We start from the raw sequence: 23,389 nt of genomic DNA, 5'->3' as shown, positions 1-23,389 counted from the left end.
GGTGGCGCGCCGGAGTACTGCGCAGTACCTACGTCCGCGTCCAAAATGTCCGTATTGCGTTGGCGCAGAGTAGGTTTCGATATCAATTTCGAGAGGCGGGCAATTCCGCTCGGCCATGGTCGGTTGACCGGTTCGCTGCGCGGGCAAACTTCGGGCACGTGTCTTCCGGTTGACGCTGTACAAGGGCTCGAAGTATGTTGCGGATCACAAAGCAGGGCCTGAGAGTGTGGTGGTGCTTCATGTCGGACGGGGAGTATGAACTACGCGTCGTACTGACCAAGGCACTGCGTCGCATCGAGGAACTGGAGTCCGCCCGGCGCGAGCCGATCGCGATCATCGGCATGGGGTGCCGATTCCCCGGCGGCGTCGACGATCCGGACCGATTCTGGGCGCTGCTGGCCGCGGGCGCCGACGCCATCGTCGAAACGCCGTCCGCCCGTGTGCCCGTCGCCGACGATGCGCCGCGCGGGGCGAACCGGCGGGCCGGACTGCTCGCCGGACCGGTCGACGTGCTGGACGCCGACTTCTTCGGCATCGCGCCGCGCGAGGCCGCCGCGATGGACCCGCAGCAGCGGCTGATCCTCGAAGTCGCTTGGGAGGCGATGGAAGACGCGGCCCTGGCGCCCGGTGCCGGCGAGTCGCGCGCGGGGGTGTTCCTCGGCGTCAGCTGGCAGGAGTACCAGCGCGCCATCACCCCGGACGGGGTGCGCTCGGTCGACGCGCACACCCTCACCGGAACCATGCCGAGCATCGTCGCGGGCCGGGTGTCGTACCTGCTCGGCCTGCGCGGTCCCGCGGTCGCGATCGATACCGCGTGCTCGTCGTCGCTGGTCGCCGTGCACCAGGCGGTGACGAGTCTGCGCGCGGGGGAGTGCGAGGTCGCGCTCGCGGGTGGCGTGAACCTGCTCCAATCCGAGCTCACCACCGAGGCGCTCGCGCGCATGGGCGCGCTCTCCCCGGATGGGCACTGCCGCCCGTTCGACGCCGCCGCCAACGGCTACGTGCGCGGCGAGGGCGCCGGGGTGGTCGTGCTGAAGCGGCTCTCGCGCGCCGTCGCGGACGGCGACGACATCCGGGCCGTGATCCGGGGTTCCGCGGTGAACCACGACGGCCGTTCCCTCGGGCTGACCGCGCCGAATCCGGTGGCGCAAACCGAACTCGTGCGCACCGCCCTCGCCGACGCCGGATGCGTGGCCGAGCAGATCGACTACCTGGAGGCGCACGGCACCGGCACACCCTTGGGTGATCCGATCGAGATCGAGGCGCTGGCGCAGGTGTTCCCCGCGCGCCTCGACGAGTCGGTGGTCCGGATCGGTTCGGTGAAAGCGCAGATCGGGCACCTGGAGGCCGCCGCGGGTATCGCCGGGCTGATCAAGACGGTGCTCATGTTCGAGCATGGGACGATCCCTCGGCAGCCCGGATTCGGAACGGTCAACCCCCGGATCGTGTTGGCGGGCAGCGCGTTCGAGATCGCACGCGAGGATGTGCCGTGGCCGTCGGGTGCGGTGCCGCGCCGGGCCGGGGTGAGTTCGTTCGGGTTCGCGGGCACCAACGCGCATGTCGTGCTGGAGGAGGCGCCCGCGCTTCCGGACGGGGAAGCGGTGCCGGAACGGCCGGAACTGCTTGTGCTCTCGGCCCGCACGGAATCCGCGGTGGCCGCGTCGGCGGAGCGCTACCGTGCGCGGTTGGTGTCAGGGGATCTCCCGTTGCCGGAGGTGGCGGCCACCGCCGCGCTGGGGCGGCAGCATTTCTCCCGGCGGCGCGTCGCGGTCGCGCGGTCGGTGGAGGAGGCCGTCGATGCGTTGGGCGCGGCGGTGCCCGTGCCGGAATACGAACGCGCGCCGCGCATCACGGTGCTGTTCACGGGGCAGGGATCGCAGTACGCGGGGATGGGACGGGCGCTGTTCGGGCGATTTCCGGTGTTCCGCGACGAGTTCGAGCGCTGTGACCGTGCGGCAGGTGTCCTCGCGGGCGGACTTCGGTTGCGGGACTTGCTGTTCGACGCCGACGATGTCGCGCTGGCGCGCACGGAGTACGCGCAGCCGGTCCTGTTCGCGGTGGAGTGGGCGGCGGCACGCCTCTGGGAGTCGTGGGGTGTGCGGCCGGTGGCGGTGGTCGGGCACAGCCTGGGTGAGTTGGTCGCCGCCGCCGTGGCGGGTGCGTTCGGTCCGGAGGAAGGCGTGCGGCTGGCCGTCGTGCGCGGACGGTTGATGCAGGGTGCCCCGCGCGGGGCGATGGCGGCACTCTTCGCGGCACCGGAGGATTTCGCGGAAGGGCTTGCCGAGCTGGCGGATTCCGTCGCGATCGCCGCGGTGAACGCACCCGGCCAGTTCGTGGTCTCGGGGTCGGCGTCCGGTGTGCGGAGGTTGCGGGATGCGGCCGAGGCTCGAGGCGTGCGCGCGGTGGAGCTTCCGGGGGATACCGCGTTCCACTCGCCGCTGCTGGATCCGGTGTTGGACGAGTTCGAACGTGCCGCCGCCGATGTGCTCGGCTCTCCGCGTACTCCGGCGATCCCCCTTGTCTCGAATATCGCGGGGGTACAGGTCGATTCGCTCGACTCGCGTCATTGGCGTGACCATGCCCGTTCGGCGGTGCGCTTCGCCGACTCGCTCCGAGCCGCAGAGGGTTTCGATACCGACCTCTACCTCGAAGTGGGGCCACACCCCGTCCTGCTCGGTTTCGGCAGGCAAGTTCTCGATGGTGATCCGGCCCGGTGGCTCGCGACGATGCATCGCGCCGCCGTCGACGAGACGCCGACTCTGACGAGCCTCGGGGAGATCTATCGGCGCGGGGGTGAAATCGATTGGGGTGCGGTGTTTCCCGGGGAGGTGCGGCGGCGGCATGGTCTGCCGACGTATCCGTTCGAACGTCGGCGTTACGTGGTGTCCGATCGGGCGGCGGAGGTAGGATGTGCGGCCGTTGCTGCCGCCGCTCCGGCTGGCGATGTTCCGGTCGGTAGTGCCTTCGACCTGGTAGGTGACACTGTTGCTCCGGCCGGCAGCGTCACCGGCCCAGCCCGTGGTGCTCCTGTTCCGGTCGACAGCGCTACTGCCCAGGTCGGCCGTGCGTCCGTACCGATCGGCGGCGCAGCAGCCCCGGCCTACCTGGCGGAACATCGATATCGGGGGTGGGCGATCGTCCCCGCCGCCTACTTGGCGGTGACGGCGCTGCGGGCCGTGGGCGAAGGGCACGAGCTGAGGGACTTCGCTGTCACGCGCGCGCTCCCCGTGGAACAGCTCACCCCGCCGCGGCTTTCGGCAGCGGCTGACGGCATCGAGGTCGCCTTCGACGCCGGTGCCGCCACCGCTCTGCTCGTCCGATCCGGAGCGGATCATGCTGCGGATCGCGAGGATTCGACGCGGGCCGGGGGATCGACGGTGCGCGATTCCGACGAGTTCTACCGGTGGTGTGCGGGATTCGGGCTCGAGTTCGGGTCGGCGTTCCGGTGGATCACCGGGCTGCGCGGCGACGGCGCGCGAATCACGGCCCAGCTCGAGCGCCCGGCCGCGCTGGCAGTCGACCCGACCGCGACACTGGTCTGCCTGGTGGACGCGGCGGTGCAGACGGGACTCGCGCTGTATGAACGCGGCGGCGCGGCGCACCTTCCGATCGGCATCGGCAGGCTGCGCCTCCACGGTGCGTTCGAGGGGTCGATCGCTCGTGCGGTGGCGACGCGGACCGGTCCGACGGTGAGTGTGCGTTTGTTCGATGGGTTCGGAAACCTCGTCGCCGAGATGGACGAAATTACCTACGCGGCAACAGAAACCGCTCGGACTGCACTCGCCGTCGAGCTGCCGCGTGATGAGAGTGCGCCCGATTCAGCGACCGGCACCACGAACGCGGTTCCGATCCGTACGGTGCGATGGCGGCGGATGGCAGGTGTTGGCGCCGCGACCACCCGCTCTTGGCTCGTCTTCGGCACCGGCGCGGAAACCGTTGCCGCAGGCTTGTGTTCGGCCGGTCAAGCCGTGCGGATTGCCGCACGGGGAGCTGACCGGCCGACCTCCCGCGTTCTCGTCCACGGGGCGGTGGCGGGTGGTTTCGCGGATTCGGCGGCTCCGGCAACCGAAAGCGGAGCAGGTGCCGGATATGTCGCACCGGGTTCCGCCCACGAATCCGGCGACGCGGCACCCTCACTCACCCCGCCGGGAAGTTCCTTCGGTCCCGAGAACCTGAGCGGCCACGCCCTCGTGTACGTCCTGTCGGGCGACGCGGAGGATCCCGACACAGCCGCCACAGCGGTGTCGGAACTATTGACGTTGGTCCGCACCGCCGCCGACACCGTCGACGCGGGTCCGCTGTTCGTGGTGACGACGGGCGCGACCGCGGTGTTGCCCGGCGATCGGGTCCGGCCTGCGGCAGACGCATTGCGGGGACTGTGCGCGGTCGTACGCACCGAGCTTCCCGAACTCCGGTGCCGGACCATCGATGTGCCGGGTGACGAACTGGGTGCCGCGCACCTGGTGGACGAACTCCGTTCGGACGCAGAGACACCCGAGGTTTCCCTCCGGGCCGGAGTTCGTTACGTCCCTGTGCGCGTCCAGCATTCCCCGCCCGCGCCTGACGCCGCCGTGCGTCCGGACGCGGCCTACCTGATCACCGGCGGATTCGGCGCGCTCGGTGGGCACGTCGCGGAGCTGCTGGTCGAGTGCGGGGCCCGGACGTTGGTGTTGGTCGGGCGGAACACTCCCGGCGAGCGCGCGTCGGCGACGATCGCGCGAGCGCGCGCCGCGGGCGTCCGCATCGACACCGTGACGCTCGATCTCGGCGACCGCTCCGCGCTGGCGGCGTTGATCGCCCGCTTCGGCAACGACCTGCCCCCGCTGCGCGGGATCCTGCACTGCGCGGGCGTGACCGACGACGCGCCGCTCATCCAGCAGACCCCCGAACGGGTGCGCGCGGTGTTCGCGGGCAAGTCCCGCGGCGCCTGGCACCTGCACGAACTCACCGCCGGATTGCCGCTGGACCTGTTCGTCCTGTTCTCCTCCGTGAGCGCGGTGATCGGCACGGCCGGTCAGGCCAACTATGCCGCCGCCAACGCCTACCTCGACGGTCTGGCGGAACTCCGCCTGGCCGACGGACTCCCGGCCGTCAGCATCCAGTGGGGACCCTGGGCAGCCACCGGCATGGCGGCAGCTCTGATCCCCACCGCCGTCGCGGCCTGGCACCGCAAAGGTGTCGGCCTGCTCGACCCCGTCGCGGGCCGACATATCCTCCACCGATTACTCACCGCCCGCGGTGTTTACTCGGTCCACCCGGACCCGAGCGGACTACTCGCCCCGACTCCCACCCCCCAAGTCTCGAGCACGTCACCGATGATCGGTGCGACTGAATCGACTGCTGAGGAATCACTTTCGCGCCCTTCTCGAGCAGAGTCGCGCTTCGAATGCGAGCTGGATCGGCCCGCTGCATCGGAGCCTTCGGCCATGCCCGATGCGGTCCCTTCGCTGGCACAAGGGGCCGAGGTGGGGTTCGCCGTGGAGTCGGAGTCTTCGGCCGCACCGGGTGCGGTCCGGTCGCTGGCACAGGGCGCCGTCCCGGAGTCCGCCATGGAGACGGAGCCGACCCACCCGTCGGGACGGTTGGCTGGTGCAGAGTCCGCCATGGAGACGGGGGCGGTCACTCTGCCGAGGCTGCGTCCGGCACAGGACCCTGTCGCCGGATCGGACACGACCCGTCAGGTTGATCCGCACCCCGAATCCGCCCCGGTACGCGCACACGCCGACTTGACCGCCCTGGTAGAGCGCCACGCCGCCGCCGCATTGGGTCGCACCGACGGCGTCCCGCCTCGCACCCCGCTGCGGGACCTCGGCATGGACTCCATGATGGCGGTCGACCTCCGCAACACCCTCTCCGATGAGCTGCACGTCCGCCTCCCCGCGACGTTGCTCTTCAACCACCCGACGGTCACCGCCGTCGCGAGTGAACTCGCCAAGCTCGTGGCTGCCGGGAGCGCTGAATCATTCAAGCCGGGAGCACAACTCGCGCCCCACCCGCCCGCTCTTGCTGCCAGCTCACTCACCGCCGCGGCCCCGGGCGCCGCTGTTGCCGACACCGTAGACGCGGCCGATGGCGCCGTCCCTGAATCCGCAGCGGCCGCTGCCGTCGCCGTTCCCGCCGCTGCTGCGTTCGCCGCCGCACTCCAGCCGGCTGCCACCGCACCCCCCGCCGCCGAAGTTGCTCACATTGCCGAGCCTGACGCCGCGAACGTTGCCGCCGTCGCCAACACAGCAGACACCGGAACTACCGGCATGACCGCTGCCGCGACCGGCACAGCTACTACGGCGGGTGCCGTTGCCGCTCCCCGCATCGTCACCGCCGCTGTCTCCGCGGAGGCGCCCGAGGCATCGGTCACCGACCCCATCGCCATCATCGGTGTCGGCTGCCGCTATCCCGGCGACGTTCACGGCCCGGATGATCTGTGGCAGTTGCTGATTTCCGAAACCGACGCGGTGTCGGAGGTCCCGCCCAGCCGCTGGGATGTGGACGCGTACTTCGACGCCGACCCGGACGCCGACGGCAAGACCTACACCCGGTGGGGGGGATTCGTACACGGTGTCGAGGATTTCGACGCCGGGTTCTTCGGTATCAGCGCGGGCGAGGCCAGGATGCTCGACCCGCAGCAGCGGTTGCTGCTGGAGGTCACCTGGGAAGCAGTGGAGCACGCGGGAATTCCGGCGCACGCAGTGGCGGGCAGTCGCACCGGTGTGTTCACCGGGCTCATGTCGCAGGATTACGCGGAGCGGATGGCGCGCGCGAACATCGCGCCGGACGCGTGGTTCGGCACCGGCAATCTGGCGAGCGTGGCGTCGGGGCGGCTGTCGTACTTCCTCGGCGCGCAGGGGCCGAGTCTGACGGTGGACACCGCCTGCTCGTCCTCGCTGGTCGCGGTCCACCTCGCGGCGCGGAGCCTGCGCGCCGGGGAGAGCGATCTCGCCGTGGCCTGCGGCGCCACCGTGGTTCTCACGCCGTCGCTGGACATCTATTTCGCCCGCGCCCGGGGTCTCGCCGCCGACGGGCGCTGCAAGAGTTTCGACGCCCGCGCGGACGGCGTGGTGTGGAGCGACGGTGCGGGCGCGCTGATACTGAAGCGTCTCGCCGACGCCCGCCGCGACGGTGACCGGGTGCTGGCGGTGATCCGCGGTACGGCGGTGAATTCCGACGGCCGCAGCCAAGGCCTGAGCGCCCCGAACGGTCCGGCGCAGGAGCGCGTCATCCGCGCGGCGCTCGACGACGCCGGAATCGACGGTGACACGGTCGATTACGTGGAGGCGCACGGCACCGGGACAGCGCTCGGCGACCCGGTCGAGGTGGAGGCGATCGCGGCGACACTGGCCGAACACCGGCCTGCGGATCGGCCCGTGTGGATCGGCTCGGTGAAATCCAACCTCGGCCACACCCAGGCGGCGGCCGGAATCGCCAATATCGTCAAGGTCGTCGAATCCCTGCGCCATGAATACATTCCGGCGTCGCTGCACTTCCGGACGGGAAACCCGCATATCGATTGGGATCGCCTCGGTGTCCGGGTGGCGGATACCGGTCGCGCGTGGGCGCGGGGAGAGCGGGTGCGGCGCGCGGGGATCAGCGCGTTCGGCATCAGCGGCACGAACGCGCACATCATTCTGGAAGAGGCGCCATCGACTACGGACGAGGCACGGGAGCAGACTGCCGCTGTCCCGGTGTTGCACAAGGGGTCTCATCTGCTAGCCGTATCAGCGGTGAATGTGCCCGCGCTGAAGGAACTCTCGTCCAGATACGCGGACTTCCTCGACGCCCACCCCGACACCGATCCGCGTCGACTGTGTGCGGCGGCCAACGCCGGGCGGACGCACTTCGCCGAACGGGTCGTGCTGCTGTTCGACGATCTCGATCAGGCGACGGCCGGTCTGCGCGCGGTGGGGTCCGGTGCCGCGGAGCCCGGCGCGCTGCTCCGGCTCGGTGCGAGTCCTTCGGAGGCGCAGGACGCGCTGGCGCGTCGATACCTAGGCGGCGACGAAATCGACTGGGCAGGCGAGTATCCCGACTATCGCGGCGGTTCGCTCGACCTGCCGCACTACCCCTTCCAGCGCAAGCGGCACTGGCTCGACCTCGAGGACGTGCGCCAGGTCCGGGGGAGGCCGGCGGCGTCGGGCGAGGTGTACGAACTGCCGATCGTTCCGGAATCGTTCGATCACCATAGGCTGCACGGCATTCCCACCGTTCCCGCCGCGTGGATGTGTGCGCGGCTCGGGGATGTGGCGGCGCATTTGCCCGGCACGTGGCGCATCGAGCGGCTCACCTTGGTGACACCCCTGGCCGTGCGCGCAGCCTCCGTTGTCGGGCTGGAGCTGACGCCGGACGACACCGGCTATGCGGTCGTGTTCCGGTCGGAGAACGTCGACGGCGGAGTGGTGGCCCGAGCTGTTCTGCGCCCCAGTGCAATCGAGGTGGTCCCCTACCTTGTCGGAGGTCTGCGGGAGGAACCCGGGGGCGCTGCCGGCAACCTCGGCTCCGATCGGCGGCACACCGTCCTCGGCACCGTCGCGGACCCCTGGAGCACCTACTACGATCGAATCGCCGCGCACGGACTCACGCTCGGCCCGGATCACCGGCGCGGCTTGCGCTTCCACCGTTCGGGACCGAACGAGGCGACCGCCGTACTGCGGGCGCCCACGACCGTCGACACCGCCCTGCTGGACAGCTGCCTGCACGGCCTCGCCCTCACCGCCGACGGGACGCAACGAAACCTCTTCCTGCCGACGGCCATCGACCGGCTCGAGATCCTGGCCCAGCCCGCGTCCGGCACCGACCGGCTCACTCTTCGGGTCCGCATCACCGAGCCGGGAGATCGTGTCGTCGTCGGTGATCTCACGCTGAGTGACGCCGAGGGGCATGTCCTGGTTCGGGCGGACGGCATCTGCCTCATGGCGGCCGTTGACCCCGAGGGCGTCGCCGGCACCGAACGCCGGAACCCACTCGTGCGTTTCGACGCCACGAACTCGGACGCGACGCGTATCTCCTCGCCCGCCAGCCGCATTGCCGATCTCCTCCACCACATCGCCTGGGAGCCGGCCGAGGCGCGGCAGTCCGTCGAGGCGACCGGACGGTGGTGGGTACTGGGCGGGGGCACACTCGGCGCGGCCATCGCGGACCACCTCACGGCACGCGACGCCGACGCCGTGCTCATCGAGACGCCCACCGAATCCGATGATCCGCCGTCCGACTCACCCCTCGCCGGCCTTCTGGATGCGGTCGCGGGACGTGACGAGCGCGTCCTCCCCGGTTCCCCTCCGAGTCCGGTCGGAGTAGTGGTCGCGTGGACCGGCACCCCTATCCCTGTGCTCGTCTCCACCGTTCTGCGGCTGGTCACGCACCTGGCCGAATCCGGCGCCGCCCCACGAGCACTCTGGTTGGTGACGACCGGTGCGCAGCGAGTGGTGCCCGGCGACCGCCCCGACCCCGAGCAGGCACTGCTGTGGGGCATCGGCCGGGTGCTGCGCACCGAACACCCCGAACTGCGCTGCCGCCTTCTCGATCTGGAGCACGGTCGGCTGCCGTCGACCGATTCGCTTGCCGCCGCGCTGTTCTCGTCCTCCGGCGAGGAACTCGCACTCCGCGATGACCGGGTGTTGTCCGCGCGGGTGGCTCCCGGCCTCGCGTCCGATGACACGGACTACCGGATTCAGGCCGATCGGTCGGGAGAGCTCGACCGCGTGCGGATCGTTTCCGCCCCCAGACGCTCACCCGAGCCGGGCGAAGTCCAGATCGAGGTCACCGCTACGGGAGTGAATTCCTCGGATGTGTGGTCGGCGCGCGGCTTGCGCACCAGCGGCCCCGCGTCGCTGGGGCGCGAATGCGTGGGCCGGATCAGCGCGGTCGGCGCGAAGGTGACCGGCCTCGCGATCGGCGACCGGGTGGTGGCACTGGCCGACGGAAGCCTCGCGGGATGGGTGAACGTCCCCCGCACGCTGGTGGCCCCGGCACCCGCGCACCTTTCGGACACCGAATGCGCCACCCTGCCAATCGCTTTCGCCTCCGCATGGTGCGCGCTGGTCGACCTCGGCAACCTGCGCCGGGGCGGCCGGGTCATGGTGCACGCCCCCGCCGACGGATTCGGCATCGCCGCCGTCCAGGTCGCCGTGTACCTGGGAGCCGAACTGGTCGTGACCCCCGCGCTGCGCCGGTGGGCCGCTGAGCACGGACATGATCTGGGGGCCGTACCGGATTGGCGTGCACGAGATTTCGTCGCGGACATGTGGGACCGCTCCGGCGGCGCAGGTTTCGACGTGGTGCTGAGCGCGGTGACCCCGGAATTCGCCGACACCGGGCTGGCTTTGCTGAACCCGCGAGGACAGCTTGTCGAGGTGTTCGACGCCGAACAGGTGCGCCCTGTCGCCGAGGGGGTGAACGTGCCCGTCGGCGAGGTCGAGGAGATGCGGCCTGGTCTCAGCGATGCCGAGCGAGTGCGCCCTCGCACGGAGGCCGAGCTACGCGCCACCGTTGAAGGCCGGCTGATGCGTTCCGGCCCTGATGACGGCCAGACCTACTCCGGTGTCGGCCGGGCTGGTGGCGCGGCGAATCATGCACCGCACCAAGGTCCTCACCGTGCCGGGCTCCCTAGGCTCGATCTCGCCGAGATCGGAACCGACCGTCTCGGCGTCGCGCTGGCGCGGATCGCGGCGCTGGCAGACGAAGGAGTTCTGCGTCCCTTGCCGCACACCGTGCACCCGGCGGCCGAGGCGGCTACCGCATTGCGCAAGGTGTGGCAGCGCGACCATCCCGGTCGGGTGGTCGTGCGCTCCGAAGCCGCAGTCCTGCCGACGATCACCGATGACGGAACCTACATCGTCACCGGGGCTTTCGGCGGGCTGGGTGCGGCGGCCGTGCGCTGGCTGGCCGAGCGGGGCGCCCGGCACCTGTTGCTCGTCGCCAGGAGCGCGCCGGACGAGACCGGCAGATCGCTGGTCAACACCTTGCGGGACAAGGGAATCAGCGTCGTGACGCGGCAGGCCGACGTCGGTGATAGCGCCGCCGTGGCCGCTTTGCTCGGCGGCCTGCCCGCCGCCGGGCTCCCGCCACTGCACGGCATCGTGCACTGCGCGGGCGTACTGGACGACGGTGTGCTCACCGGACAATCCTGGGAGCGGTTCCAGGCGGTGCTCGCCGCGAAGTACACCGCCGCAAGGCACTTCGACGAGCTCACGCGCGGCGACAGCCTCCGCCTCTTCCTCACGTACTCGTCCGTCGCGGGCGTCCTCGGCACCCCGGGCCAGGCGAACTACGCCGCCGCCAACGCTGCCCTGGACGCCCTGGCATGGCGACGCCGTGCGGAAGGCCTTCCCGCGCTGAGCGTCGCGTGGGGCCCGTTCGCCGATGTCGGCATGGCTGCCGGGCAGGACGCCCTCCTCGCTCGCCTCACCCGAGCGGGCCTACCGCCCCTGACCGCGCCCGACGCCACTCTCGCGCTGAACCACTTCCTGACGACGGCCGCGACGGCGCCGGGAGTGTTCGACTTCGTCCCCGACCGCTGGTACGCGAACTATCCCGCACAACCCTCGCCCAGCGCGGACCCGTCGACTACGCGTGCGTCCGGCGGATCGGTGGATGACGTCTCCGGCCGGGGCGCAGCCACGCGCACCGCCGACCAGTCACCCGGGGAGCCCCGGTCCCTGAGCAGCAACCACCGAGAACCCGGCATAGATCACTGGATCACCGTGGTCCAACAGGTCACCATGCGCGTCCTCGACCGCAGCGCACCCCTGGACCCCGACCAGCCCCTGCACGACAACGGTGTCGACTCCCTCACCGGCATGGAACTGCGCGCCGCGCTGGCCACCGAACTCGGAGCCCCACTACCCGCCGCCCTGGTCTTCGACTACCCGACGGTCCGCGAAATCGCCGGCCTACTGCAACGCAAGAGCCGCGCCCTGGGCGACGTGATGGGATCGTCGAAGCACCCTGTGCCGCAACCTGGTCCGCTGGATGGCATCGTCAGCACTTCGGTGACACCTGTGCCCCCGCGGGGTGATTCGCGGCCACGGACGCCGGAACCTGGTGCGGCAGGGTCGTTCGCGCTGAACCAGCCGAGCGCGGATGAGGGTGAGCGGTATCGAGGCGAGCGGAATCGCGCGGCCGGTAGTGCACCGCATCGTGCGGCTGACTCGGCCGACGACGACCCGATTGTCATCGTCGGCATGGCCTGCCGATTCCCCGGGGGCGTACGCACCCCCGAACAGTTCTGGCAGTTGTTGCGCGACGGGCGGGACGCCGTGACGGAAGTGCCACCGGAACGGTGGGATATCGACCGCTTCTTCGATCCCGACCCGGCCGCGCTGGGCACCATGTACACGCGGTGGGGTGGATTCCTCGACGGTGTCGACGAATTCGACGCCGAGTTCTTCGGGATCGGCGCGGCGGAGGCGCGGGCGATGGACCCGCAGCAGCGGCTGCTGCTGGAAACGGCGTGGGAGGCGGTGGAGCGATCCGGTCGCGCGCCGGGTGGCCTGTCCGGCAGCGACGCCGGTGTCTTCGTCGGGCTGTGCTTCAGCGAGTACCCCGGAACCCGCACGGCCGCACTCGATCCGGCAGCGGTCGGGGCGTATTCGGTGATCGGCTCGGCGCCCAGCGTGGCTGCGGGCCGTCTCGCCTACACGCTGGGCCTGCGTGGTCCGGCGCTCACGCTCGACACCGCGTGCTCGTCGTCGCTTGTCGCGCTCCAATCGGCGTCGGACAGCCTGCGCGCCGGTCGATGCGACCTCGCGCTGGTCGGTGGTGTCAACCTGCAACTGGCCCCGGAGACCACCCTGGGGTTCTGCCGGATCGGCGCACTGTCACCCGACGGCCGTTCCCGGGCGTTCGGCGCCGCCGCCAGCGGATACGTCCGCGCCGACGGATGCGGCGTCCTCGTGGTGACCCGACTTTCGTCGGCGCGCCGCAACGGCGACCGGGTACTGGCCGTGGTGCGCGGCATCGCGGTGAACCACGACGGTCGCTCCAACGGGCTGACGGCCCCGAACGGGTCCGCTCAGCGCCGGGTGCTCGCCGACGCGCTGTCCCGGGCGGGTATGGATCCGGATCAGATCGCATACGTCGAAACACACGGCACCGGAACGCCTCTGGGAGATCCCATCGAAGCGGGCGCGCTCGCGGACGTCTACGGGGTCGCGCGGACCCATCCGCTGCTCATCGGTTCGGTGAAGTCGAACATCGGGCACGCCGAGGCGGCCGCCGGGGTGGCGGGCGTGATCAAAGCGGTGCTCATGCTGGAGCACGGCCACATCCCACCCTCCCTGCACGCCGACCCGCCGAACCCCCACATCCCTTGGGACAGCGTGCCGTTACGCGTGGCCACCACGTCACACCCGTGGCCGGACACGACGGGACCACGGGCGGTCGGAGTGAGCTCGTTCGGCATGAGCGGCACCAACGCCCACGTGATCCTGTCCGCGCCGGAACCGTCGTACGAGCGCGCATCCGGCGCCGGACCTGCCGTCGCAACACCGACCGGGTCTGGTGCGGCCCGGTTGCTGGTCCTGTCCGCCCGCACCGAGACTGCCCTTGCCGAGCTGGCCGACCGATGGTCGAACACGCTGCATAGCAACGAATCACGGTTCGAGGATCTCGCGTGCACGGCGGCCGTGGCGCGCACCCATTTCGAGCACCGCATCGCTGTCGTCGCACAGGACGCCGAGATTGCCGCGCGCGAACTCACCTCCGGCACTGTCCTGCGCGGTCGAGTCGACCGCGCCGCCGTTCCGGCGATCGGAGTGCTGTTCACCGGACAGGGCTCGCAGTACCCCGGAATGGCTCGCGGCCTGTTCGAATCCGAACCGGTGTTCCGCGAAGCCCTCGAGCACTGCGATACCGTGCTGGGCCCGATCGAAGATGGAATCGGCCTGCTCGACGCCCTCTACGGCCCCGCTGCGGATCGACTGGAGCGGACCGTGTTCGCCCAGCCGGCCCTCTTCGCCGTCGAGTGGGCGCTGTGGTGCCTGTGGCGGGATTGGGGCCTGACGCCCGCCGCCGTGCTCGGCCACAGCGTGGGGGAGTACGTGGCGGCCTGCGCGGCGGGCGCGATGGACCCCGACGACGCGCTGGGATTGGTCGCGACGAGGGGCAGGTTGATGCAGAGCTTGCCCGGTGACGGCGCCATGCTCGCGGTCGACGCCTCGGCCACGCAGGTCGAATCCCACCTGGGCCGATACCCGGCGCTGTCGGTCGCCGGGTACAACAGCCCGCGGCAGATCGTCGTCGCGGGCGGTCGCCACGACCTAGCCGCGTTGCGAGAAGAATTGGGGCACGAGGGAATTCGCTGTGCTCCGCTGCCGGTATCGCACGCGTTCCACTCCGCCCGCATGGATCCCATCCTCGACGATCTGGCTGCGGCCGCCGCCCACCTACCCGCGACCGAACCCGCCCTACCCCTCGTCTCCTCGGTCACCGGGACCCTGATGACCGGACCGTTCACCCCGCGCTACTGGGCTGATCAGGCCCGGCAGCCGGTGCGTTTCGCGCCGGGCCTGGAAGCGTTGTCGGAGCGCGGGATCGGGTTGTTCCTCGAGGTCGGGCCCTCGGCGACACTATCGGTCCTTGGCCGTCGAACCCTGCCCGAGAGCGCCACTTTCGTGCCCTCCCTGCACCGGGGCACCGACGACGCCACGGCGATCAGCACGTCCCTCGGCCACTTGTACACCGCAGGGGCGGCGCTGCACTGGGAGCGAGTGTTCCGGGGCCACCACGCCCGGTCGGTGCCGGCCCCGACTTATCCGTTCCAGCGGCAACGCTATTGGATCGACGCCGCCCCCTCGGCGGGCGCAAGGTCTGGTCTGTTCGAGGGAGGGATGGCGCGCCCAGTGCGCGCCGCTACTTCAGGGCCGGAGATCGAATTCACCCTCACGCTCGACGCGGCCGCCCCCGGATACCTCGGCGACCACCGACTCGGCGGCGATATCGTCGTGCCCGGCGCGTGGTTCGTCACGACGATCTATACCGCCGCACAGGAACTGACTGTCGACCACCCGCTCGCGCTCGATGATTTCGTCATAGTCACCGGGCTGACCCTGACCGGACGACACCTGGTACACCTCCGTTTCGTTCCGGAGGCGGCCGGTTTCGCGGTGGCGGTGTCGAGCGAGAACCCGGACGGCCGCCAAGTACATGCGCGGGCTCGCCTGACCCACGAGACTTCCGCGGCGGAGCGTTCGTCGCTCGACGACCTTCAGGCCCGATGTGAAGACCACCAGGATCCGTCGAACTTCTACGCGGCTCTGGCCGATTCGGGCCTCCACTACGGCCCGGCATTCCGGCGCATCATCGGTCTCCGCCGCATCGACGGCGAAGCCCTGGCCACATTGTCGTGCGGCGAATTCGACGGAACACCAACGCATCCGGTGCTGCTCGACGCCGGACTGCACACCCTCTACGCCGCGATGGCGCCCGAATCCCGGGCCCACACGTGGGTTCCGGTGGCGATCGACCGCGTCATCGCGGCCGCCACCCTCCGTCGCACGCGATACGCGCACGTGCGGGTGTTCGAGCAGGGGGAGCGGGTGGTGGTCGCGCGGGTGCGACTGCTGGACGAGGAAGGTGGGCCGGTGTTGACGGCAGACGGGGTCCGCGTCATGCGGACGACAGAGCGTTCGGACCGGATCACCACAGCTCGCGGCTCGTATCGAATGATCTGGCGGGCCGTCGATCCCGCGCCGACCGGGCCGGTATCCGGCCGCTGGCTGGTGGTTTCGGACGGGCCGCTCGGCTCGGACATCGCCTCCGAATTGCGTTCTCGCGGTGCGGAAGTAGCCGTGGCCCGACCTGGTCGTGGTCTGTCGTTCGAACCTAACGGTGAGCTGAGAGTCGACCTTGCTTCTCCGGCGGCCGTGCGGGCCCTGCTCGCCGCGGCGGGCGACGGACACACCCCGATCAGCGGAATCGTCTACGCGCCCGGCATCACCGGGTTCGGACCGGATGAAGCCACCGACGCCGTAGTGGGCGCACTGCACTTCACCCAGGCGGCGGTGGGGGCGGGTGTCGGGGCGTTGCGCGTACTGACGCGGAACGCGCAACCCGTCGAACCCGTCGAAAATGTGCTTCCCGACGGCGCGGCTCTGTGGGGATTCGCCCGCTCGGTGCAACTGGAGCACCCGGAAATCGGTTGCCATGTAATCGACTACGACGCGAACACTCCGATGTCACGGCTCGTGGACGAGGTGGCTTTCGGCGGTCCGGCGGTACAGTCCGACCTACCGGAAGGTGTGCCGAAGACCTGGTCCGAGGGTTCCGTTACCCCTTCCGCCTCACCGGGGGGCCTGCCTACTGCCGAGAGCGGGCATTCGTCGCTCGAGCCGCTGGCGAGCCTGTCGACTGCCGGGAGTGGCCATACGTCGGTCGGGCCACTGGAGAGCCTGCCGTCGATCGGGGCCGGCCATTCGGCTCCACCGTCTGCTCTGCGGGAGCGCACCCAACCCTTCGGACAGACGGCCCTCAGAGGTGAACGCCGGTACGTGCCCAGGCTCGCCCCCGAAACCGCGCTTGCCCCAATAGAACCCGCGCGATTCGCACCGCCCGCACCCGCTCCCGATCGGACGATCCTGATCACCGGCGGCACGGGTGGTATCGGCCTCACCCTCGCCGAATGGTTCGTGAACCGCGGCGCCCGCACCCTCGTCCTGCTATCCCGCGGTGCGTCCGACACCGACAACGCGACCATCGACCGCCTGCGCGAACGCGCCCGGGTCGAGGTCTGGTCCGCCGACACGGCCGATCGGGACGCCCTCGCCGCGGTGCTGGAACGGGTGTCACGCGAATTGGCCCCCTTGGACGGTGTCGTCCACTTGGCAGGCGTGCGTGACGACGGCATGCTCACCGGCTTGGACGCCGACCGCGTGCGGTCCGTTCTGACCCCGAAACTGCACGGCGCGCGGCACTTACACGATCTCACCGCGCACCTGCCGCTGCGATTCTTCGTCCTGTTCTCTTCCGCCGCCGGTGTGGTCGGCCTGCCAGGGCAGGCCGCGTACGGCGCCGCCAACGCCTACCTCGACGCACTCGCCGAGGCGCGGGCCGCGGCGGGGCTGCCCGCGCTCGCGCTCGCCTGGGGACCTTGGGCGGACACGGGTATGGTGCGGCAGCTGTCCGACACCGATGTCGCCCGGCTCGCCGCGCGCGGGTACGGTCTGCTGCTGGCGCGTGACGCGCTCGAAACACTCGGCGGTGCACTCGATTCCGCTGCTTCCGGCACCCTCACCGTTCTCCCGATCGATCCCGCCGCCGCGCGCACACCGGACCTGCCTGAGGTACTTCTGGACCTGCTCGGACCGGTGGACAACCCGGTGGGTGACGCACCCGATCCACTCCGCCTCCCGGCCTCCGATCCCGCCGGCGCGTCCACGGATCTGCGGTCGGAGTTGGAGGCACTGGTCCGCCGCTGCCTCGGGCTGGCCCCGGACGCCGACCTCGACCGCCCGCTGCACGAGCTCGGCCTGGATTCGGTGGCCGCCATGGAGATTCGCGACGACCTCTCCCGCGCCACCGGCCACCGCCTCCCCGCCACCCTGGCTTTCGAGTACCCGACTCCCCGCGCGGTAGCCGACCACCTCGCGGATCTCGGCACCCGTGCGGCTCCGGGATCGCACCGGAACAGCACGCCCGCCCCCGGCGCGAGCGTCAGGCCACCCCGGGCGGAATCCGACACGGTGAGCATCGGCGCGACACATCTGCGCTCGGACTCTGTCTCGTTCCACCGGCAGAGCGATCCTGTCGGTGAGATCCCCTCTGCCGCAGGGATGCACGCGACCCCGGACTTCGCGACGGCCGCGTCGGCGGCAGCGCTGTGGACTCCCGCCGTCGGCAGCGGCGACATCGCCATCGTCGGGGTGAGCGGCCGGTACCCCGGCGCGCCCGACCTGGACGCATACTGGCGGGTGCTCGCGGAGGCGCGGGACTGCGTCACCGAGATACCCACTGAGCGTTGGGATCACAGCCGGTACTTCCACCCCGGGCGGCACCACCCCCACACCGCCTACACCAAGTGGGGTGGATTCCTCGACGACGTCGACTGTTTCGATCCGCTCTTCTTCGCCATCTCGCCGCGCGAGGCGGAGGTGATGGACCCGCAGGAGCGCCTGTTCCTGCAAACGGCGTGGGCGGCGATGGAGGACGCGGGCTACCACCGCGGCGAGCTGGCTCGCGTGGGTCTGCGCCCGGAGGACGCGGGTGTGTTCGTCGGCGTGATGTGGGGCACCTACCAGATGTTCGGCGCGGAGGAGTCCCGGCTCGGCCGGGGCACGCTGCCCGCTTCGACGTTCTGGAGCATCCCGAATCGGGTCTCGCATGCCCTCGACCTGCAAGGGCCCAGTATGGCGGTCGACACGGCGTGCTCGTCGTCGCTGAGCGCGCTGCATCTGGCCTGCCAGAGCCTGCGCACCGGGGAGACGCGGCTGGCTGTCGTCGGCGGGGTGAACCTGTCGCTGCACCCGTACAAGTTCGTCGCGCTCAGCCAGGGGCAGTTCGCCTCCACCGACGGGCGCTGCCGCTCGTTCGGCGCGGACGGGGACGGTTATGTGGCGGGCGAGGGTGTCGGTGCACTGGTGCTGCGGCCGTTGGCCGATGCCGAAGCGGCCGGCGACACCATCCACGCTGTGATCAAGGGCACCGCCGTCAACCACGGCGGCCGGGTGAACGGCTTCACCGTGCCCAACCCCACGGTGCAGGCGGCGGTGATCCGGCGCGCGTTGCGTGCCGGCGGCGTGGATCCCGCGACGGTGTCCTACATCGAGGCGCACGGCACCGGCACCGCGCTCGGTGATCCCATCGAAATCGCGGGTCTGGCACAGGTATTCGGTGGTGCGCCGAGCACGATCCCGCTCGGATCGGTGAAGTCGAACATCGGGCACCTGGAGGCGGCGGCGGGCGTCGCGGCGCTCACCAAGGTGCTCTTGCAGTTGCGCCACGACACCATCGTGCCGTCGCTGCACAGCGTGCCGCCGAACCCGAACATCGATTTCGGCGGCACGCCGTTCGTGGTCCCCGACCGCGCACTGGCCTGGCCGGTCTCCGGTGGGCCGCGCCGCGCCACCGTCAGCTCGTTCGGCGCGGGCGGCGCGAACGCCAACGTCGTGCTCGAAGAGTATGTCGATCGCCGCCCCCGCACGGCGTGGCACGGGGATCAGATCGTGCCCGTGTCGGCGCGCGACACCGAACGTCTCGCCGCCTATGTGGCGGATCTGGAGCGATTCCTCGCCGACCGGCAACCCGATCTGGGCGATCTCGCCTTCACGATGCAGGTCGGGCGGGCGCCGGGCACGGCTCGGGCCGCGTTCGTCGCCGGTGATCTGGGCGAACTGCGCGCCGAGTTGCGCGCCTGGATCGAAAACCGCGACGGTGCACGAGATTCCGCCCGCGCGGCCGCCGATCCGACGGTAGCGCGATGGTTGCGTGGCGAGCGCGTCGATTGGGAAGCCGTGCGCGGCAGCGGTTCACGTCGGCGCATCTCGCTGCCGACCTATCCGTTCGCGCGGGAACGCTATTGGATCCCCGACGTGGTGGGCACCGAGCCCGCGGCCGAGGTGTTGTCCGCTCGCGCCGATGGCATGGAGAACGAATCGGTCCCGCGAGCGCACAACGGTACCTCTTCCGCTCAGTCGGCGCCCCACCGGCTACTTGTTCCACACTGGACTCGCGCCGACGCGACCCCCGGCGCGTTACCGGCCGCGACCGTGATCGTCTACGACGAGCACACCCCGGCCGCGATCGTGACGGCCCTGGCCGCGACCGCGAATCCGGCGCGGATGATCCGGGTGGGTACCCACGGCGTGGATCGCGCGGACTTCGCAGCGGGCGTCGAGCGTGGTCGCGCCGCCACCGCCGACGGACCCGACTACGTCATCGACCTGTGTGATCTCGTTCCCGCACAAGCTGTTCCGTCCGTCGACTTCGGTCGAATCGGCCTGTATCGCGGCCTGCTGGAAGCACGCACCGCACCTCTGGTCCTCGTGCACCTCTCCGCCGGCGACCCGTCCACCGCACCACTGGCAGGTCTGGTCGCCGGTCTGGCCGAGGAGTCACGCGACGTGCGCACCCGCACGGTCGAATTGACCGCCGACCCCGTGGCCACGCTCGACCCGGAGCGGTTGCGCGCCTTGCTCGGCGCCGAGTACGCGACCGACGACGGCGCGGTGCGGGTGCGGTACCGGCACGGTGTCCGCGAGGCCGCCGATCTGACGGAAATCACGGCTGGACGACCCGGTTTCGTCATCGATCCCGCACGCACGTACGTGATCACCGGTGGGACGAGAGGTCTCGGCGCCGAGTTCGCCGCCGAACTTGTCGAACGAGGCGCGCGGCGGCTGGCGATCCTGGCCCGCGACCCGCTGCCCCCGGAATCCGACTGGGCGCGGATCTCCACCGAGACGGGTCCGGTCGCCGAGAAGGTGCGCGCACTGCTGCGGCTGCGGGAACGCGGGGCGACGGTGCGCACGTACTTCGGCCCGCTCACCGACGCGACGGCATTGGCGGAGTTCTTCGCCGGTATTCGCGCCGAATTGGGACCGTTCGGCGGTGTGCTGCACTGCGCGGGCGCCGTCTCCACCGAGAGTCCGGCGTTCGTGCGCAAGACGGCGGCGGGCATCGACGCCGTGCTCGCGCCGAAACTGGCGGGCACCCGGGCGCTTGCCGAGACACTGGCGGCCGACCGCCCCGACTTCTTCGTGCTCTTCTCGTCGGTGTCGGCGGTCCTGCCGAGCTTGGCGGTCGGTCTCTCCGACTACGCGATGGCCAACGCCTGGCTGGATCGCTTCGCCGAGGCACAGCACCTGGCGGGCCGCCCGTGGTTCCGTTCGGTGAACTGGCCGTCGTTCCGCGACACCGGATTCGGCGCGGCCGAGACCACCGCCTACCGCGCGACGGGTCTGCCGACCCTCACCGCGGCCGAGGGCTTCGACCTGCTCGACACGCTGCTCGGCTCCGGAACCCTTCCGGTCGCGATGCCGTATACAGGTGCACCGCTGAACCTTCCGGTGCGCGCGCGGACCGCCCGCATCGCGCAGCCCGCCGTGTCCCGCTCGGAACACCGTGTCGCACCGACGGTATCGCGCGCTACACCATCCGGCGCGTACGCCGATCTGGTAGCCGTCTTCTCCGACGAGCTGAAATTGCCCCCGGAGCGCTTCGAGGGCGACCGCCGTTTCGAGGAGTACGGCGCCGATTCCGTCCTCATCGCCTCCGCGGTCCGCCGCATCGAAGAGCTCCTCGGCGAACCCTTCGACCCGGCGCTCGTCCTCGAATACCCCAGCCTGAACGACCTCGCCGCCCTGCTCACCGAGCGTTATCCAGCGCGCTACGGGACGAATTCGGTTCCGGCGGAAGGAGGCTCGAACGGACTTCGCGGCGGGCGTTCGACGGAGCACGGCAACGGTTCGCCAAGTGCGTCCGAGCCATCCACCCCGAATGTGACCGGGCGCCAGCGATTCCGGACCTTCGAGTCCGACGCCGGTCGTCGCGCCGCCGAGCCGATCGCCGTGGTCGGGATCGGCTGCCGATTGCCCGGTGGCGACGATCCGGAGTCGTTCTGGCGCATGCTCGCCGGTGGCGGATTCCCGGTGCGGGAGGTCGATCCGCTGCGCTGGGACCCCGCGCGGTTCTATCGCCCGAACGGCGGGGGAGCGGGCACCACCAACAGCAAGTGGGGCGGATTCGTCGACGGGATAGACCTTTTCGACCCCGGCTACTTCGGCATCACCGACGAGGCCGCGTGGCAGATGGACCCGCTGCAACGACTGCTGCTCGAATCCGCGGTACTCGCCACCCACGACGCGGGCTATCACCGCGACGAACTGGCCGGGCGGCGGATCGGGGTGTACGCGGGCAGTCGCACGGCCAACTACTTCGGCCGCATCCCCGTCGCCGACCGCCACACCATCGTCGGTATCGGGCAGAACTTCATCGCGGCCCGCATCTCCGACCACTTCGACTGGCACGCCGCCAATGTCGTGCTGGACAGTGCCTGCTCGTCCTCGCTGGTGGCGGTGCACCTGGCCTGCCAGGCGTTGCGCTCCGGGGAACTGGACGCGGCGCTGGCCGGCGGCGTGGAAGTACTGCTGGACGAGATGCCGTACGTGACACTGGCGGCCGCGGGCGTGCTGTCCCCGCACGGACGGTGCGCCACCTTCGACCAGACCGCCGACGGTTTCGTCCCGGGTGAGGGTGCGGCCCTGATGATGCTCAAACGCCTCGACGACGCCGTGGCCGACGGTGACCGCATCTACGCCGTGCTGCGCGGGTCGGCGGTCGGCAACGACGGGCACACCATGGGGATCACCACGCCGAACATGCGGGCCCAGATCGACGTGATCACCGCGGCGTTGGCGGCGGCGGGGCTCTCGCCGGACGATCTGTCCTACGTGGAGGCGCACGGCACCGGGACCATGATCGGAGACCCGATCGAACTGAAAGCCCTCGCCACGGTGCTCGGTGAGCGCCGCGACCTGCCCCCGTGCGCGGTCGGCAGTGTGAAAACCAATATCGGGCACCTGCTTTCGGCGGCCGGTATCGCGGGCGCGGTGAAAACCGTGCTCGCTGTGCATCACGCGGCACTGCCGCCCTCGCTGCACTGCCCGAATCTGAACCCGCGCTTCGCCTTCGCGGGGTCGCCGCTGCGGGTCACTCGAGAACTGAGCCCGTGGTCACCGGCCGATGGGCGTGCGCGCGTGGCGGGGGTCAGTTCCTTCGGTTTCGGCGGGACCAACGCGCATCTCATCGTCGCGCAGGCTCCGGCTCACCACGCGGTTCGCAATCCGCTGCCCGCGCCCGCCTTCCGCAAGCGGAGCTTCCTGCTGCCGCGCGCGGAGTCCGCCGGACCGGTGCCGGTCACATCGGGGTTCGGGTCCGTGGAACCGTTTGGTTCGGCGGACCCACGCGTGCCCCTCGGCGTGCCGGTGGATCGGCCGCGCGGGGAATCGGTGACGGCGCCACTGTCGTCGGAGGATGTTCCGGTGGAGGCACGGGGCCCGGTGGAATCGGCCACCGGGCAGCCGGCCGCCGAGCCGCCGACAGGTCCCCCCTCGGGATCGCTTGTCGCTCAGCGGGTGCCGCGTCCCGCGCCGCTCGAGAGCGCCGCGCCCGTCGCGGCGTCATTCCTACGCTTGGAGTCGCTGTCATGACCGGCCTCGCCCTCCCGGGCTTCGCGACCACCCTGTACGCCGACGATCCCGTGGTGCGCGACCACCGGGTGCACGGTGTGCGCATCCTGCCCGGCGTAGTTCATCTCGACCTGATCCTGCGCGCGGCGGCGGCGGCCGGATACTCCCCGGAGCGCGTGACGATCTCCGAGGCGCTGTTCCACCGTCCGGTCGGGCTGGCGCCGGGCGCCGCCGCCCGCTTGGAGTTCCACGTCGACACGGCGAGCGGGAGCGTGCGG

At 70.6% G+C, this 23,389-nt stretch carries 2 protein-coding genes (1 of these 2 only partly in view); both read left to right on the top strand.

Going from position 1 to position 23,389, the window contains the following annotated elements:
• Positions 1-239 precede the first annotated feature (239 nt).
• On the top strand, positions 240-23,132 hold the full coding sequence (locus DFR74_RS17580; protein ID WP_170160772.1) for a type I polyketide synthase: 22,893 nt from the start codon (positions 240-242) through the stop codon (positions 23,130-23,132).
• Positions 23,129-23,389, top strand: the 5' end (the start) of a protein-coding gene (locus DFR74_RS17575) for an SDR family NAD(P)-dependent oxidoreductase (protein WP_067510811.1). Its footprint extends 12,453 nt past the window's final position; 261 of the gene's 12,714 nt are visible here — the first part of the coding sequence; its start codon is at positions 23,129-23,131; its stop codon lies off the right edge, out of view. The genes DFR74_RS17580 and DFR74_RS17575 overlap by 4 nt, the downstream gene beginning before the upstream one ends.

The sequence above is a fragment of the Nocardia puris genome, from assembly GCF_003315035.1.
Classification (GTDB): Bacteria; Actinomycetota; Actinomycetes; order Mycobacteriales; family Mycobacteriaceae; genus Nocardia; species Nocardia puris.
Note: the sequence above shows the minus strand (reverse complement) of the source record. Positions and strands in the feature narration are given on the sequence as shown.